The organism is Micrococcus sp. 116, assembly GCF_902506395.1.
In the GTDB taxonomy this organism is placed as follows: Bacteria; Actinomycetota; Actinomycetes; order Actinomycetales; family Micrococcaceae; genus Micrococcus; species Micrococcus luteus.
In genome coordinates, this window is the sequence record NZ_LR732370.1 from 1,562,505 (window position 1) to 1,575,978 (window position 13,474).

Below are 13,474 nucleotides of genomic sequence, written 5' to 3' on the forward strand. Positions count from 1 at the left end.
ACGCCGCGTGCCGCGGGGCTCAGGCGTATCCGCGGCGCGCGGCCCAGCGGGTCAGCTCGTGGCGGTTGGAGAGCTGGAGCTTGCGCAGCACGGAGGACACGTGGGTCTCGACCGTGCGGTCCGAGATGAACAGCTCCGCCCCGGCCTCCCGGTAGGTGTAGCCGCGGGCAATCAGCCGCATGACCTCCCGCTCCCGTGCCGAGAGCCGGTCGAGGTCCTCGTCGGGGGCCGCAGCCCCGCTCGCCGCCGCGGCGGGGACGAGCGGGGGCGCGGGCGCCGTGCCGCGGAAGGCGTCGAGGACGAACCCGGCCAGCCGGGGCGAGAACACCGCGTCGCCGTCGGCCACGCGGACCGCCGCGTCCGCCACCTCCGCGCCGGAGGCCGTCTTGGTGATGTAGCCGCGGGCCCCCGCACGGATCACGGCGACGACGTCCTCGGCCGCATCCGAGACGGACAGGGCCAGGAACCGCTGCGCGGGTCGGCGCGCGAGGACGCGCTCGGCCACCTCCGCTCCCCCGCCGCCGGCCCCGCCGGGCAGGTGCACGTCCAGCAGCACCACATCCGGCGCCAGGTCCAGCACGGTGCGGACGGCCTCGTCCACGTCCCCGGCCTCGCCGACGATGGCCAGTCGGTCCGGGTCCAGGTCGGCGCGCAGGCCGGAGCGGAAGATCGCGTGGTCGTCCACGATGACGGCCGTGCGCGGGGCGGGGTCGGTCATGGGTGCTCCTGTCCGGTGCGCGCTCGCGCACCCTCGGGCTCGGCCAGCGTCAGGTGGACCTCGGTGCCGCCCGGGCCGGACCGGATGCGGGCGGTCCCGCCGGCACGCTCCATGCGGCCGAGGATCGACTCCCGCACGCCGAGCCGGTCGGCCGGGACCGTGGGCAGGTCGAAGCCGGGGCCGCGGTCCCGGACGAACACCTCCGCGACGGTGCGGCCGCGGTCGTCCTCACCGGCCTCCGCGAAGACCTGCGCGTCGCCGGCGTGCCGGGCCGCGTTCTGCATGGCCTCGCGCGCCGCGGCCGCGAGCGGCTCGAGCCACGCCCCCGCGGCCCGCCCCACGGCCACGACCTCCACCCGGGCCCCGTGGGCGTCCTCGACGGCGGCGGCGTGCTGGTCGAGCGCCTCCGCCAGGGAGTGCGGGCCGCCGCGGGAGTCCAGGGCGAGGAACTGACGCAGCTCACGCTCCTGGGCGCGGGCCACCCGGGCCACCACGTCCGCGTCCTGGGCGCGCCGCTGGATGAGGGCGAGGGACTGCAGCACCGAGTCGTGCAGGTGCGCCGCGATCTCGGCGCGCTGGGCCTGCACCGCGAACGCGGTCCGCTCCGCGTCGCGTCGGCGCAGCCAGGCCAGGGCGTAGGGCATGGCCACCAGCGCCGCGCCGGCGAGCATCGCGACGGCGGCCAGCAGAGCCCGCCACAGCTCGCCCGAGCTCACGGCGCCCAGGACGATGGCCAGCACCGCCAGCAGCACGAGGGCCGTGCCGAGCACGAGGCGGACCAGTCGTCCGCTCCGCCCGGCCCGGGGCCCGCCCGCCAGGTCGAGCTGCATCCAGGCCAGGCCGAGGCCGATCACGAGGACGGCCACCGGGCCCACGAGCGCCCAGTCGACGGTGAGGCCGAGGCCGTCCGCGACGGTCAGCACGCCCACGCCGAGCACCACGGCGGCCAGCAGCACCGGCCAGCCGCCCTCGCGCACCCGCTCGAGCACCTCGGGGGCGCGACCACGCAGGGTGGGGGCGTCGGCGGCGGGGGCGCCGTCCGGACCCTCCTCCGGCATGAGCAGCCAGAGCCACACGTACAGGGCCAGGCCCGCGCCGCCCAGCAGGCTCAGCAGCGCCAGGGCCGCGCGGACGCGGCCGGCGGGCATCCCGAGGTGCCGGGCGAGCCCCGCGGCGACGCCGGACACCGGACGGTCGGCCCCGTGCCGCATCAACGGCGGACGCGGGGCCGGCGCGGGCGCGGACGGGGTGGGCATGCCCCCATCCTGCCGTGTCGGACGGGGCGGCACATCCGGGGAGGATTCCGGGAGTTCCCGGATGGGCGGGGGCCGCAGGCGGACGAGGATGGAGACATGACGAGCACACACGACCCGTTCACCGGCCCCGGCCCCCACGTCGCCCCCGACGGAGCCGCCTCGGGCGAGACCGGCCCCGACGGACTGGACGCCCTGCCGGGCTGGCTGCGCCGCGCCGTCCTGAGCTGGGGCGTGCGCCGCTCGCCGGCCTCGTGGGTCGGCGGGGTGCTCGGCGGGGTGGCCGAGCGCTACCGCATCGACCCGCTGCTCGCCCGCGGCGTGTTCGTCGCCGTGTGCATGGTCTCCGCGGGCCTGGGCCTGCTGGCCTACGCGGCCGCCTGGGCCGTGCTCCCCGACGCCGACGGACGCGTGCAGTTCGGCCGCCTGCGCCGCAGGGAGTGGCAGGACGCCACCGTGGCCATCGGCGTGATCGGGGCGATCGGCGCCCTCAACCTGCTGCTCGGCGCCGGGTTCACCCTCATCGCCCCGGCCGTGGGCGGCCCCGGCTCCCTCCTGGGCCTGGGCGCGCTGGCCGTGCTCGTCTGGTGGCTCGTGACCCGCTGGGACGGCCGGGCGCAGGCCCGCGTGGCCCCGGGCCGGGTCCCCGACGCCGACCAGCCCGCCCACGCCGTGCCGCGCCCGGCCTGGTACGTCGGCGGAGGTCCGCGCGAGCGGGCGGCCGAGGTCACCGACCCGCACGGCTTCCGCCCCGAGTGGATCGACCCCGCGACCGGCACCTGGCGCGACCACGTCCACTCCCGCGAGCGGCGAGCCGCGACGCGCCTGGCCGAGGAGGCCCCCCGGGCGGCCACCGCCCCGACCGGCTCGGGGTCCGCAGCCACGGCCGCGAAGCCGCGCCTCGGGCCGATCGCGCAGGCCGCCACCTACGCCGGGGCCGTCCTCGCCGCGCTCGCCGCCCTCGGGATCAGCCTGCTGCTCGGCGTCGGTCCGACCCCCACGCTGCTGGCGGTGCCCATGCTCGTCGCCGCGCTCGCGGTGATCGCCCCCGTCCTGCTGGGCGCTCTGCTCAGCGGCCGTCGTCCCGGCACCCTCGGCCCGGCGAGCGGCATCCTCGTGGGTGCGACGGCCCTCCAGGTCGCCGTCCTCGTGGCCCTCGGCTGACCCGCCGCCCGTCGCCCGTCCCCTGACGCGACGCGGCGGGCACGCCTAGGGTGGTGCCGACCCCCACGAGAACGCCCGAGAGGACCCCCATGCGCGTCGGAATGCTCACCTCCGGAGGCGACTGCCCCGGCCTCAACGCCGTCATCCGCTCCGCCGTCCTGCACGGCATCAAGTCGTACGACATGGAGATGGTGGGCATCCGCAACGGGTGGTCCGGCCTGATCGAGAAGGACGTCGAGGACCTGCCCCGCTCCCGCGTGCGCGGCCTGGCCCGCACCGGCGGCACCATCCTCGGCACCTCCCGCACGCACCCCTACAACGCGGAGGGCGGCGGCCCGGAGAACATGCTCCGCAACCTGCGCGAGCTGGACATCGACGCCGTCATCGCCATCGGCGGCGAGGGCACCCTGGCCGGCGCGAACCGCCTGGCCGCGGACGGGCTGCCGATCGTGGGCGTGCCCAAGACGATCGACAACGACCTGCAGGGCACCGACTACACGTTCGGCTTCGACACGGCCGTGCAGATCGCCACGGACGCCATGGACCGGCTGCGCACCACGGGCGAGTCCCACCACCGCTGCATGGTCGCCGAGGTCATGGGCCGCCACGTCGGCTGGATCGCCCTGCACTCGGGCATGGCCGCCGGCGCCCACGCGATCCTCATCCCCGAGGTCCGCACCCCGATGTCCCAGGTCGCCGAGTGGGTGCAGCAGGTCCACGACCGCGGTCGCTCCCCGCTGGTCGTGGTGGCGGAGGGCTTCGTCCCCGAGGGCCACGACGACCCGCTGGCCGAGGCCGGCGTCGAGGCGTCCGGCCGGCCGCGTCTGGGCGGCATCGGCGAGTGGGTGACCCGCGAGATCGAGGAGATGACGGGCATCGAGACGCGCAGCACCATCCTGGGCCACATCCAGCGCGGCGGCGCCCCCACCGCCACGGACCGCGTGCTCTCCACGCGCTTCGGCATGGGCGCCGTCGACCTCGTCGCGCAGCGCCGCTGGGGACAGATGGTGGCGGCCAACGGCACGGAGATCATCTCCATCCCCATGAGCGCCGCCCTCAAGGGCCTCAAGAAGGTGCCGGTCTCGCGCTACGACGAGGCGAAGATCCTGTTCGGCCGGTGAGACCCGACCACCCCGCCGTCGGCGTGCTGGCCCTCGGGCTGGCGCGTCGGCTCGGCCTGCCCGACACCGCGCTGCTGCCCGGCGACGCCCCGGCGGCGGGCGCCGAGCCGCGCCGCATCGAGGTGGTCCGGCCGGATGGGGCCGAGGCGGAGGTGCTGGCCCTGCCCTGGGCCACCGTCGTGGCGGGGCCGGCGTGGTTCACGCGTGCCTGCCGCGGCGTGCCCGCCGAGGCGCTGGGCGTGGAGTCGGCCCTGCTGCGGACGGCGGTGCGGGCCGCCGCCGGGGAGGCGGTGCGCTCGCGTGGCGAGTTCACGCTCTACGCGACCGAGGAACCGCCGCCGGTCGACCCCTCGCGCACCGTCGCCGTGTCCGACGACCCCGCCCACGTCCACGCCGTGGTCGCGCAGGCCCCCGCAGACGACATGGCCGAGGCGGGTGTCCCCTCCTGGGAGTCCTCGGTCGCGCTCGTTCCCGACGACGGCGCGGGACGGGCGATCGAAGCCGCGGTGGCGGCGGCGGGGCATCGCGTGACGGGCGGCGTGCTGGCCTCGCTGGGCACCCTCACCCCACCGCGGCTGCGCGGTCGTGGGCTCGGCCGCTACGCGGTGGCCGTGGCGATGGACCGGGCGGCGCTGGAGGGGCTGCTGCCGTTCGCCGAGGTGCTGGCGGGCCACACAGCCGCGCACCACGTGGCGATCGCCGTCGGGCTGGAGGCGGCGGGCACGCGGACCGTCCTCGCGCTGGACTGAGCCGGCGAGTCGGTCAGCGCAGGCGGCCCACGCCGCGCGGTCGGCCGACGACCTGCCCGGCGTCCGGGGACACGAGCGGCTCCTGGCTCGCGGCGATCCAGCCGCCCTCGGCGGCACCGTCCTCGCCGGGAGCGTCCTCGCGGACCAGCAGCTCGGCGTCCACGGGCACCGTGCGCTTGAGCAGCGCCAGGGCGACGGCGCCCGCCTCATGGTGCTGGGCCGCGGCGGTGACCGTCCCCACCGGACGGGCGGCGGCGCGGGCCTCGGGCGTGTCCTCGGCCGGCCGGAGGATCACGGGGGCACCGTGCTCGGGGAGCGCGTGGACGGAGCCGTCCAGGAGCAGGCGGGTGAGGCGGCGGGGCGGGCGGCCCAGGTTGTGCACGCGCGCCACGGTCTCCTGACCGCGGTAGCAGCCCTTCTCGAGGTGCACGGCGGTGCGCAGCAGGTCCAGCTCGTGCGGGATCGCGCGGTCGTCCACGTCGAGGGCCCGGCGGGGGCGGCCGGCCTCGATGCGCAGCGCCTCGGCCGCCGTCGTGCCCGCCAGGGACCAGCCCGCGAGCACGCCCGTGCCGAGCGCGCGGACGGTGGCCTCGAGGTCGGCCCGGGTGATGAGGTACTCGCGCCAGGACCAGTCCGCACCCGGGTGGGTCGCCGGATCCGGATCGGCCGTGTAGGCCCAGCCGCCCGCCCCGACGCGCGGCCACGGGTCCAGCCACACGGTGCGGTCCTCCCAGCCGGGCACGGGCGCGGTGGCGCCCACGACGGCGACCGCCCCGGTGTGGTCCCGCAGCGTGACGTCGTGGGAGAAGCGCATCGAGGTGAGCCACGCGGCCAGGCCCGGGCCGTCCTCGCGGTCCGTGACGAGCCAGGCCGCGGTACCGTCCTCGAGCAGGTGGGCGGCGTGCTCGATCCGCCCCTGCACGTCGAGGAAGAGGATCTCGGTGCTCGTGCCGGGGGGCAGCGTCTCGACGTGCTGCGTGCCGAGCGTGTGCAGCCAGCTCAGCCGGTCCGGGCCGGACACGGAGAGCACGGCCCGGTGGGAGAGGTCGACCAGGGCGCGGCCCCGGGCGAGGGCGCGCTGCTCTGGCAGGGGGCGACCGTAGTGCGCGGCGACGCCGGCGTCCGGGCCGCGGCCCTCGACGGCGCCGCCGGCCGGCCCCTGCGGCTCGGCCACGGCCAGGTCCAGCAGCGGGCTGCGGGAGGTCGTCACGACTGCTCCCCGCGAGCCCCGCGAGGACGCTCGGCCCCCGGAGCGAGCCGACCCTCGGCCGCGCTCGGCATGCGGTCCAGGATGGCGGAGGCGTGCGCCTCGAGCTCGGCGCCCGCGGCGTCCGCGACGTCCCAGCGCCAGAACAGCTGCCCGTTCACGAGACCGGCCATGCGGGTGGCCCGGTGGTACGGGCCGGCGGCGGAGCCACGCAGGACCGCGTCCGTGGCCAGCTGCAGCTGCGGGCCCTTGATGCGGCCGTAGTACAGCTCGGACAGCGAGCCCGGATGCGTGATGGTGGCGGTCAGGCCGAAGCCCTCGTCACCGGCGCGCAGCCGCTCGACGTCCTCGGCGGAGCGGAACGCGGGGACGATGTCCGCCGGGCGCATGCCGGGGCCGACGTCGCCGTCGCGCCGCGCCCGGTCCACCTGCCAGAAGCCGGACTCCACGGTCAGCGGACGCAGCAGCGTGCCGTCCGCCTCGCACAGCCACGACTCGGCGCGGTACTCCACGAACGGCAGACCGTGCTCGGTGAAGTCCACCCGCTGATAGAAGATCTCGGTCCCGGCGGAGCCGTCGCCGAGGCGGCCCTGGCCCTCCCAGCTGCCGATGAGCCAGGACAGGGGCGCGAGCTCGGGGGTGAGGTCGTACGGGAGTTCAGTCGCCATGGCAGATCACGGCGCGGCCCGACAGCGGGCCGCGCGTCCTCAGCGCTGGCCCTTGAAGAGGCCGCTGATGACGACCGCGGCGACGGCGGCCATGCCCAGGCCGGCCAGGACCACGAGGGCCAGGAAGAAGATCTCGAGCGCAAGAAGGGTATCCATGCGGGACATCCTACCGAGCGGGCCCGACCTGTCAGGCCAGGAAGCCCACCATGACGTGCGCCACCACGCCGGCCGCGCCCACGGGCGCCAACGCGAGGGCGTAACCCGCCCGGCGCGGGCGCAGGGTGGTGCCCACCGGCCGGTCCTCGGGTCGCGGCCGCGACGACGGCGCCGTGGCGGCGGTCAGGGACACCAGCACGGCCACCGCGAGCGCCGCGGCCGTGACGGCCGGCCGGTCCCGGGCGCCCACGCCGGCCAGCGCCGAGACGGGCCAGGCGAGCACCGTGCCGAGGGGGATGACGACGAGCGCCAGGACTCCCGGCCGGCCCTGCATCCACGGGGTGAGGCCGACGAGGGAGACCGCGGCCACCGTGACCGCCAGCGTGATGACCAGCCCGGCGACCGCAGGGGTGTCGCTCCAGCGTGAGACGGCCACCCAGCACGCCGTCACGACGGCCATGAACGCCCCGCCCATCGTGGCGACGGTGGACTCGAGGCGCAGCGGCCGGCCGGTCCCGCGCACCAGCTGGACGACGAACGAGGCCATGGTGCTCCAGGCGACGACGACGGCGAGCGGCTCGAAGAGCGTCCAGGCCCCGCTGTGGCCGTCCTCGAGCGGCGGCCACAGCAGCATGAGCAGCACCGCGATGCCCCCGGCGACGGCCAGGGTGACGCTGAGCGAGAGGCGCGCGGGCGCCCCCATCTGCCGCGGCCAGCCCCAGGCGATGACCAGGATCACGACGGCGGCGGCGAGGGCGGCGGGGACCGGGCCCAGCAACGCGGCACCGCCCAGGACGAGGGCGGCGACGGCCGCACTCAGGGCCATGGACAAGCGCATCACCTGCCCCATCCTGCCAGGTGCGCACCGGCTGGGCCCTGGGCGGGCGACGGCGGGGCGCACCTCGCGGGCCACCGTCCTCCTTCCGTAGGGTGGCCGGCATGGCCGAACACCCCACCCCCACGACCTCCGACGCCGACGGCATGCCGCGCGTCGTCACCCCGCGCCCGGAGGAGGCGAGCGCCGTCCTGGACCTGGCCGACCGTGCCGGGGCGGCGGACGGCCATCCCCCGCTCTCGGACCAGACGCGCGTGCTGCTCGCCCGCGGCGGGCAGCTCTGGTGGGGGGCCACCCGGGGCACGGACGGGACGATCGACGGGGCGGCCGTGCTCGTGCCGGAGGGCGCGGCGGCCGTGCTCGAGCTCGTCGTCGATCCGACCGCACGCCGCACCGGACGGGGGACCGTCCTGGCCGACGCCGCGGCCGCCGCGGTCCGGGACCTGGCGCGGGAGGCGACCACGAGCGTCTGGGCCCACGGCATGCTCCCGGGGGCGGTCCGGCTCGCCCGGCGGCACGGCCTCGAGCCCGTCCGCGAGCTGCGCCGGATGCGCCTGTCGCACGCGGCGCTCGCCGCCCTGCCGGAGGTGCGGCTCGCCGACGGGGTGGCCCTGCGCGGCTTCGTCCCCGGCCAGGACGAGCAGGCCTGGCTGGACGTGAACGCCGCCGCCTTCGCGGACCACCCCGAACAGGGCAGCCTGACCCGCGCCGACCTCGACGACCGCATGGCGGAGGACTGGTTCGACGCCGACGGCCTCCTGCTCGCCGCCCGCGAGGCGGACGGGCGGCTGCTCGGCTTCCACTGGACGAAGGTGGAGCCGGATGCCGGAGCCGACGGCCCGCGCGTCGGGGAGGTGTACGCCGTGGGCGTCTCCCCCGACGCCCAGGGCCTCGGCCTCGGTCGGGCCCTGACGCTGGCGGGGCTGCACCGGATGGCGGAACAGGGAGTCGACGTCGTGGACCTGTACGTGGACGCGGACAACACGGCCGCCGTCGCGCTCTACGCGTCCCTCGGCTTCGAGCTGTTCGCCGCCGACGCCCAGTACCGCCGCCCCTGAGACCCTCGGGCGGGGGCCGGCCGGGCACATCCCGGCGGCCTCGTATCCTGGTGTGGCCGGCCCCCGCGGGGTCGGCCACGCCCCGTGCCCTGCCCCAGCAGTCGTCGCGGCCGCCGCACCCCGAGAGGAACCCGCCCCATGCCCTCGTCCCACGCCGACCGCGTCGCCCGCTGGTCCACGGAGGACCGTGTCTCGGAAGGCCCCCGCGCCGAGGTGCTGGCCGCCGGCATGCTGCCGTGGCGCCGCGTGCCCGGCGGCCTCGAGGTGATGGTGATCCACCGGCCCCGCTACGACGACTGGTCGTGGCCCAAGGGCAAGCTCGATCCGGGTGAGACCCTGCCGGAGTGCGCGGTGCGCGAGCTGCGCGAGGAGGTCGGCCTCGAGCTGCGGCCGGGCATCCCGCTGTGCGTGACGGCGTACGAGGTGCCCGGCAAGCGGGGCGCACGTCAGAGCAAGGAGGTCTGGTACTGGGCCGCCGAGGTCGACGGCCAGCGCGCCCTCCCCGACGGCGACGAGGTGGACGAGGTCCGCTGGGTCGGGCCGGACGAGGCCCGGCGGCTGCTGACGAACGACTCGGATCACGAACCGCTCGACCTGCTGCTGCGTGCCGCCTCCCGGGGGCGCCTGCGGACCGTGCCGCTGCTGGTGCTGCGCCACGCCAAGGCCAAGCCCCGCTCCTCGTGGTCCCGCGCCGAGCAGGAGCGCCCGCTGGCGGCGACGGGCCGGCGGCAGGCGCTCGCCGTCGAGGGCCTCGTGTCGGCCTGGCGGCCGGAGCGGCTGGTCTCCTCCCCGTGGCGCCGCTGCGTGGAGACGCTGGCCCCGCTCGTGAAGTCCAGCCGGCTGCCGCTGAAGACCAAGGGCGCGTTCACGGAGACCACGGCCCGGGAGAAGCCCAAGAAGACCCGCAAGGTGATGGCCGAGCTCATGGGCCGCTCCCGGCCGCTGGTCGTGTGCACGCACCGGCCGGTGCTGCCGACCCTGTTCGAGGTGGTCGAGGACGCGGCCGCCGGCCAGGCGGACCGCGTGCTGCGGGCCCTGCCGACCGAGGATCCGTGGCTGCGGCCCGGCGCTGTGCTGGTGGCGCACCGCGCGCTCGACCTCGACGGCGACGTGGTGGCCGTCGAGGTCTACGACCCCTGGGACGACTGAGCCGCCCGCGCCGGCCTCGGCCCGCACGACCGGGCCACCGTTGAGCGGGCCCGCCCCCGGCCCTAGGCTCGGGTCATGGAGAACACCGCCGCCCAGAGCCAGCCCGAGAAGATCGTCCACGAGCGCCTCACGGTGACCCGGGACCCGGACCGTCAGCGCTTCGAGCTGCGCCAGGACGGGACCTTCATCGGGTTCCTCGGCTACGACCAGGAGACCGTGCGCGGCGCGGACGGCGAGGACACCGTGGTCCTGCGCCTGCAGCACACCATCATCGACGAGCAGTTCGGCCGCCGCGGTTATGCCCGCGCCCTCGTGACCATGGTCCTGGACCGGCTGCGCGCGGAGGGTGACCGGATCGTGCCCGAGTGCTCCTACGTGGAGGACTACCTGCGCCGCTACCCCGAGTACCAGGACATGGTCTTCCACGGCTGACCGGGGGCGGGGCCCTGCCCTGCCGGTACCCGCCTCCGCCGGGCCGTCGACGACGCTCAGCGCGTCCGCTCGGATCGCTAGAGTGGGCCGGGTGAGCATCCCCACCCCCTACGAGGACCTCCTCGCCGACGTGATGGCCCACGGGGCCGTCAAGACGGACCGGACCGGCACGGGCACGCGCAGCGTGTTCGGCCGCCAGCTGCGCTTCGACCTGGCCGAGTCCTTCCCGCTGATCACGACCAAGCGCGTGCACTTCAAGTCGGTCGCGCTCGAGCTGCTGTGGTTCCTGCGCGGGGACTCGAACGTGCGGTGGCTCCAGGAGCGCGGCGTGCGGATCTGGAACGAGTGGGCGGACGAGGACGGCGAGCTCGGCCCCGTCTACGGCGTGCAGTGGCGCTCGTGGCCCACCCCGGACGGGGGCCACATCGACCAGATCGCCAAGGTCGTGGAGCAGATCCGGACGAACCCCGACTCGCGCCGGCACATCGTCACCGCGTGGAACCCCGCCGAGGTGGACGAGATGGCGTTGCCGCCGTGCCACGCGCTGTTCCAGTTCTACGTCTCCCCCGGTCAGGACGGCGCCCCCGGGCGGCTCTCATGCCAGCTCTACCAGCGCTCGGCGGACCTGTTCCTCGGCGTGCCGTTCAACATCGCCTCGTACGCGCTGCTCACGGTGATGGTCGCGCAGCAGACCGGGCTGACTCCCGGCGAGTTCGTGTGGACCGGCGGGGACGTGCACATCTACGCGAACCACGAGGAGCAGGTGCGCGAGCAGCTCTCCCGCGAGCCGTACCCGTACCCGCGGCTGCGGCTGCGGCGCACCCCCGCGTCGATCTTCGACTACGACTACGAGGACTTCGAGGTCCTCGACTACCGTCACCACCCCACCATCACGGCGCCGATCGCCGTCTGAGCCGAGGATGCGCAGCGACCCCATGAGCCGGGCCACCCGTCCCACCGAGCCCGTGATCGCCATGATCTGGGCCCAGACCCCCGAGCGCGTCATCGGTCGCGACGGCACCATGCCGTGGCACGTCCCGGAGGACCTCGCGCACTTCCGGGCCCACACGCACGGCCACCCCGTGATCATGGGCCGGCGCACGTGGGAGTCGTTCCCGGCGCGCTTCCGCCCGCTGCCCGGGCGCACGAACATCGTGGTCTCCCGCACCCTGACGGCCACCGAGGAGGCCGGCGCGGAGCTGCGGGCCGCGGGCGCCGTCGTCGTGCCGGACTTCGGGGCGGCCCTGGCCGCCGCGGCCGAGGCCGACGGCTGTGACACCGTGTGGGTGATCGGCGGGGCGACGCTCTACGAGCAGGCCCTCGACGTGGCCTCGCGCGCCGAGGTGACCGTGATCGACGCCGACGTCGACGGCGACACGCACGCCCCGCTGCTCGACGCCCGCTGGCGGCGCACCGCCGTCGAGCCCGCCCCCGACGCGTGGCTGGACTCCGCCTCCGGCCCGCGCCACCGCTTCGAACGATGGGAACGCGACTGACATGGCCCCGACCGACTCCGACCAGCGTCTGCTCTCCCCGCAGGCGGTCTCGTTCCTCGCGCTCGTCGTCCTGCCCGTGCTGGCGTTCGTGTGCGCCGTGTTCGGGCTGATCCTCGTGCTGCAGGGCAAGACCATCGCCGGGCTGGTGTTCCTGCTCGTGCTGACCCAGGTGTTCGCCGTGGGCGGTTTCATCGCGTGGAACAAGCGGAAGCGCGCGCAGCAGGGCCGCTAGCCTGGAGGGCATGACTTCCGCTGCCCCCGCATCTGTGAACGCCCCCGACGCGGCCGCCGTGCCCACCGTGGGCCTGGTCGGCTGGCGCGGCATGGTGGGGTCCGTCCTCCTGCAGCGCATGGCCGAGGAGGGCGACTTCGCCCGTATCCATCCCGTCTTCTTCTCCACGTCCAACGCCGGCGGTCCCGCGCCCGTGCTCGAGGGCATGGCCGGTGACCCGGGCGTGCTCCAGGACGCGTACGACGTGGACGCGCTCAAGGCCCTGCCCGTGATCCTCACCGCGCAGGGCGGGGACTACACGCAGGCCGTGTACCCGAAGCTGCGCGCCGCCGGCTGGGACGGCATCTGGATCGACGCCGCCTCCACCCTGCGCATGGCGGACACCTCCGTGATCGCACTGGACCCCGTGAACCGCGGCGTGATCGACGCCGCCCTGGCGAACGGGACGAAGGACTTCATCGGCGGCAACTGCACCGTCTCCTGCATGCTCATGGGCCTCGGTGGCCTGTTCAAGGCGGGCCTGGTCGAGTGGGGCACCGCCATGACCTACCAGGCGGCCTCCGGCGGCGGTGCCCGGCACATGCGCGAGCTGCTCATCCAGTACGCCGAGCTGGGCGGCGCGGTGCGGGCCGAGCTGGCCGATCCGGCGTCGGCGATCCTCGAGATCGACCGCAAGGTGATCGAGCTGCAGCGCGACGGCCTGGACTCGACGCAGTTCGGCGTGCCGCTGGGCGGCTCGCTGATCCCCTGGATCGACTCCGACCTGGGCGACGGCGTCTCCCGCGAGGAGCGCAAGGCCTACGACGAGACCAACAAGGTGCTCGGACTGACCGGGGCGGACCGGATCCCGTTCGACTCGCTGTGCGTGCGGATCGGCGCCATGCGCTCCCACTCGCAGGCCCTCACCCTCAAGCTCACCCGGGACGTGCCGCTGGACGAGGTCGAGCAGATCATCGCCGCGGACAACGAGTGGGTGCAGGTGGTGCCGAACACCAAGGAGGCCACGGTCACCGACCTGACCCCGATCGCCGCGACCGGCACCCTGCAGATCCCCGTCGGCCGGCTGCGCAAGCTCAACATGGGTCCCGAGTACCTGTCGGCGTTCACCGTCGGCGACCAGCTGCTGTGGGGTGCGGCCGAGCCCGTGCGCCGCATGCTGATGATCGCCACCGGCAACCTCTGAGCCGCGACGCCGGCGCGGCGGCGCGCACCCGGCCCAGCCCCGGCCCCCGTACC

The 13,474-nt window shown here is 75.8% G+C and carries 15 protein-coding genes; 10 read left to right on the top strand and 5 right to left on the bottom strand.

What is annotated here, in order from left to right:
* Positions 1 to 19 precede the first annotated feature (19 nt).
* A complete protein-coding gene (locus CITRIK5_RS07250; protein ID WP_041103562.1) occupies positions 20 to 718 on the bottom strand; it encodes a response regulator transcription factor in 699 nt (232 codons plus the stop codon).
* Positions 715 to 1,974: an ATP-binding protein gene (locus CITRIK5_RS07255; RefSeq protein ID WP_036317738.1), complete on the bottom strand. Its 1,260-nt coding sequence runs from the start codon at positions 1,972 to 1,974 to the stop codon at positions 715 to 717. Before CITRIK5_RS07255 ends, CITRIK5_RS07250 begins: the two co-directional genes overlap by 4 nt.
* Positions 1,975 to 2,070: 96 nt before the next feature.
* Between CITRIK5_RS07255 and CITRIK5_RS07260 the strand changes: the two genes are divergently transcribed.
* The 3 genes from CITRIK5_RS07260 (at position 2,071) to CITRIK5_RS07270 (ending at position 5,005) form a co-directional block, all read left to right on the top strand.
* Positions 2,071 to 3,135, top strand: coding sequence for a PspC domain-containing protein (locus CITRIK5_RS07260; RefSeq protein WP_041103563.1), 1,065 nt, complete (start codon positions 2,071 to 2,073; stop codon positions 3,133 to 3,135).
* An 89-nt stretch (positions 3,136 to 3,224) separates the two neighbouring features.
* A complete protein-coding gene (locus CITRIK5_RS07265; protein WP_036317733.1) occupies positions 3,225 to 4,256 on the top strand; it encodes a 6-phosphofructokinase in 1,032 nt (343 codons plus the stop codon).
* Positions 4,253 to 5,005 carry a hypothetical protein gene (locus tag CITRIK5_RS07270; protein ID WP_041103564.1) on the top strand — a complete coding sequence of 251 codons (753 nt, stop codon included), beginning with the start codon at positions 4,253 to 4,255 and terminating at the stop codon, positions 5,003 to 5,005. Before CITRIK5_RS07265 ends, CITRIK5_RS07270 begins: the two co-directional genes overlap by 4 nt.
* 13 nt (positions 5,006 to 5,018) lie before the next feature.
* Here CITRIK5_RS07270 and CITRIK5_RS07275 read toward each other — a convergent pair whose 3' ends face one another.
* From CITRIK5_RS07275 to CITRIK5_RS07285, 3 genes are all read right to left on the bottom strand, one after another.
* Positions 5,019 to 6,215 (bottom strand): folate-binding protein YgfZ, encoded by a 1,197-nt coding sequence (locus CITRIK5_RS07275; RefSeq protein ID WP_041103565.1) that lies wholly within the window; start codon positions 6,213 to 6,215, stop codon positions 5,019 to 5,021.
* Positions 6,212 to 6,880 carry an FABP family protein gene (locus CITRIK5_RS07280; protein WP_036337900.1) on the bottom strand — a complete coding sequence of 223 codons (669 nt, stop codon included), beginning with the start codon at positions 6,878 to 6,880 and terminating at the stop codon, positions 6,212 to 6,214. Before CITRIK5_RS07280 ends, CITRIK5_RS07275 begins: the two co-directional genes overlap by 4 nt.
* 187 nt (positions 6,881 to 7,067) lie before the next feature.
* Positions 7,068 to 7,874, bottom strand: a complete 807-nt coding sequence (locus tag CITRIK5_RS07285) for a hypothetical protein (protein ID WP_230594474.1) — start codon at positions 7,872 to 7,874, stop codon at positions 7,068 to 7,070.
* 101 nt (positions 7,875 to 7,975) lie between these two features.
* Here CITRIK5_RS07285 and mshD point away from each other — a divergent pair, with 101 nt between their 5' ends.
* From mshD to asd, 7 genes are all read left to right on the top strand, one after another.
* Positions 7,976 to 8,929 (top strand): mycothiol synthase, encoded by a 954-nt coding sequence (gene mshD / locus CITRIK5_RS07290; protein ID WP_159833413.1) that lies wholly within the window; start codon positions 7,976 to 7,978, stop codon positions 8,927 to 8,929.
* Positions 8,930 to 9,067: 138 nt separating this feature from the next.
* Positions 9,068 to 10,078 (top strand): NUDIX hydrolase, encoded by a 1,011-nt coding sequence (locus tag CITRIK5_RS07295; protein ID WP_041103568.1) that lies wholly within the window; start codon positions 9,068 to 9,070, stop codon positions 10,076 to 10,078.
* A 75-nt stretch (positions 10,079 to 10,153) separates the two neighbouring features.
* A complete protein-coding gene (locus CITRIK5_RS07300; protein WP_041103569.1) occupies positions 10,154 to 10,510 on the top strand; it encodes a GNAT family N-acetyltransferase in 357 nt (118 codons plus the stop codon).
* A gap of 82 nt (positions 10,511 to 10,592) precedes the next feature.
* Positions 10,593 to 11,423, top strand: a complete 831-nt coding sequence (locus tag CITRIK5_RS07305) for a thymidylate synthase (protein ID WP_002854751.1) — start codon at positions 10,593 to 10,595, stop codon at positions 11,421 to 11,423.
* A gap of 22 nt (positions 11,424 to 11,445) precedes the next feature.
* A complete protein-coding gene (locus tag CITRIK5_RS07310) occupies positions 11,446 to 12,006 on the top strand; it encodes a dihydrofolate reductase (RefSeq protein ID WP_044659551.1) in 561 nt (186 codons plus the stop codon).
* Between the two features lies 1 nt (position 12,007).
* On the top strand, positions 12,008 to 12,238 hold the full coding sequence (locus CITRIK5_RS07315; RefSeq protein ID WP_044659550.1) for an NF038396 family protein: 231 nt from the start codon (positions 12,008 to 12,010) through the stop codon (positions 12,236 to 12,238).
* Positions 12,239 to 12,248: 10 nt separating this feature from the next.
* Positions 12,249 to 13,421 (top strand): aspartate-semialdehyde dehydrogenase, encoded by a 1,173-nt coding sequence (gene asd, locus CITRIK5_RS07320; protein ID WP_044659549.1) that lies wholly within the window; start codon positions 12,249 to 12,251, stop codon positions 13,419 to 13,421.
* Positions 13,422 to 13,474: the final 53 nt, after the last annotated feature.

What these genes read in the sequence shown, in the direction of transcription:
- CITRIK5_RS07255 (WP_036317738.1), bottom strand. Translation starts at nt 1,974, where the DNA reads ATGCCCACCCCGTCCGCGCCCGCGCCGGCCCCGCGTCCGCCGTTGATG.
- CITRIK5_RS07315 (WP_044659550.1), top strand. Translation starts at nt 12,008, where the DNA reads ATGGCCCCGACCGACTCCGACCAGCGTCTGCTCTCCCCGCAGGCGGTC.
- CITRIK5_RS07265 (WP_036317733.1), top strand. Translation starts at nt 3,225, where the DNA reads ATGCGCGTCGGAATGCTCACCTCCGGAGGCGACTGCCCCGGCCTCAAC.
- CITRIK5_RS07260 (WP_041103563.1), top strand. Translation starts at nt 2,071, where the DNA reads ATGACGAGCACACACGACCCGTTCACCGGCCCCGGCCCCCACGTCGCC.
- CITRIK5_RS07310 (WP_044659551.1), top strand. Translation starts at nt 11,446, where the DNA reads ATGAGCCGGGCCACCCGTCCCACCGAGCCCGTGATCGCCATGATCTGG.
- CITRIK5_RS07285 (WP_230594474.1), bottom strand. Translation starts at nt 7,874, where the DNA reads ATGCGCTTGTCCATGGCCCTGAGTGCGGCCGTCGCCGCCCTCGTCCTG.
- CITRIK5_RS07250 (WP_041103562.1), bottom strand. Translation starts at nt 718, where the DNA reads ATGACCGACCCCGCCCCGCGCACGGCCGTCATCGTGGACGACCACGCG.
- CITRIK5_RS07280 (WP_036337900.1), bottom strand. Translation starts at nt 6,880, where the DNA reads ATGGCGACTGAACTCCCGTACGACCTCACCCCCGAGCTCGCGCCCCTG.
- CITRIK5_RS07300 (WP_041103569.1), top strand. Translation starts at nt 10,154, where the DNA reads ATGGAGAACACCGCCGCCCAGAGCCAGCCCGAGAAGATCGTCCACGAG.
- CITRIK5_RS07295 (WP_041103568.1), top strand. Translation starts at nt 9,068, where the DNA reads ATGCCCTCGTCCCACGCCGACCGCGTCGCCCGCTGGTCCACGGAGGAC.
- asd (WP_044659549.1), top strand. Translation starts at nt 12,249, where the DNA reads ATGACTTCCGCTGCCCCCGCATCTGTGAACGCCCCCGACGCGGCCGCC.
- mshD (WP_159833413.1), top strand. Translation starts at nt 7,976, where the DNA reads ATGGCCGAACACCCCACCCCCACGACCTCCGACGCCGACGGCATGCCG.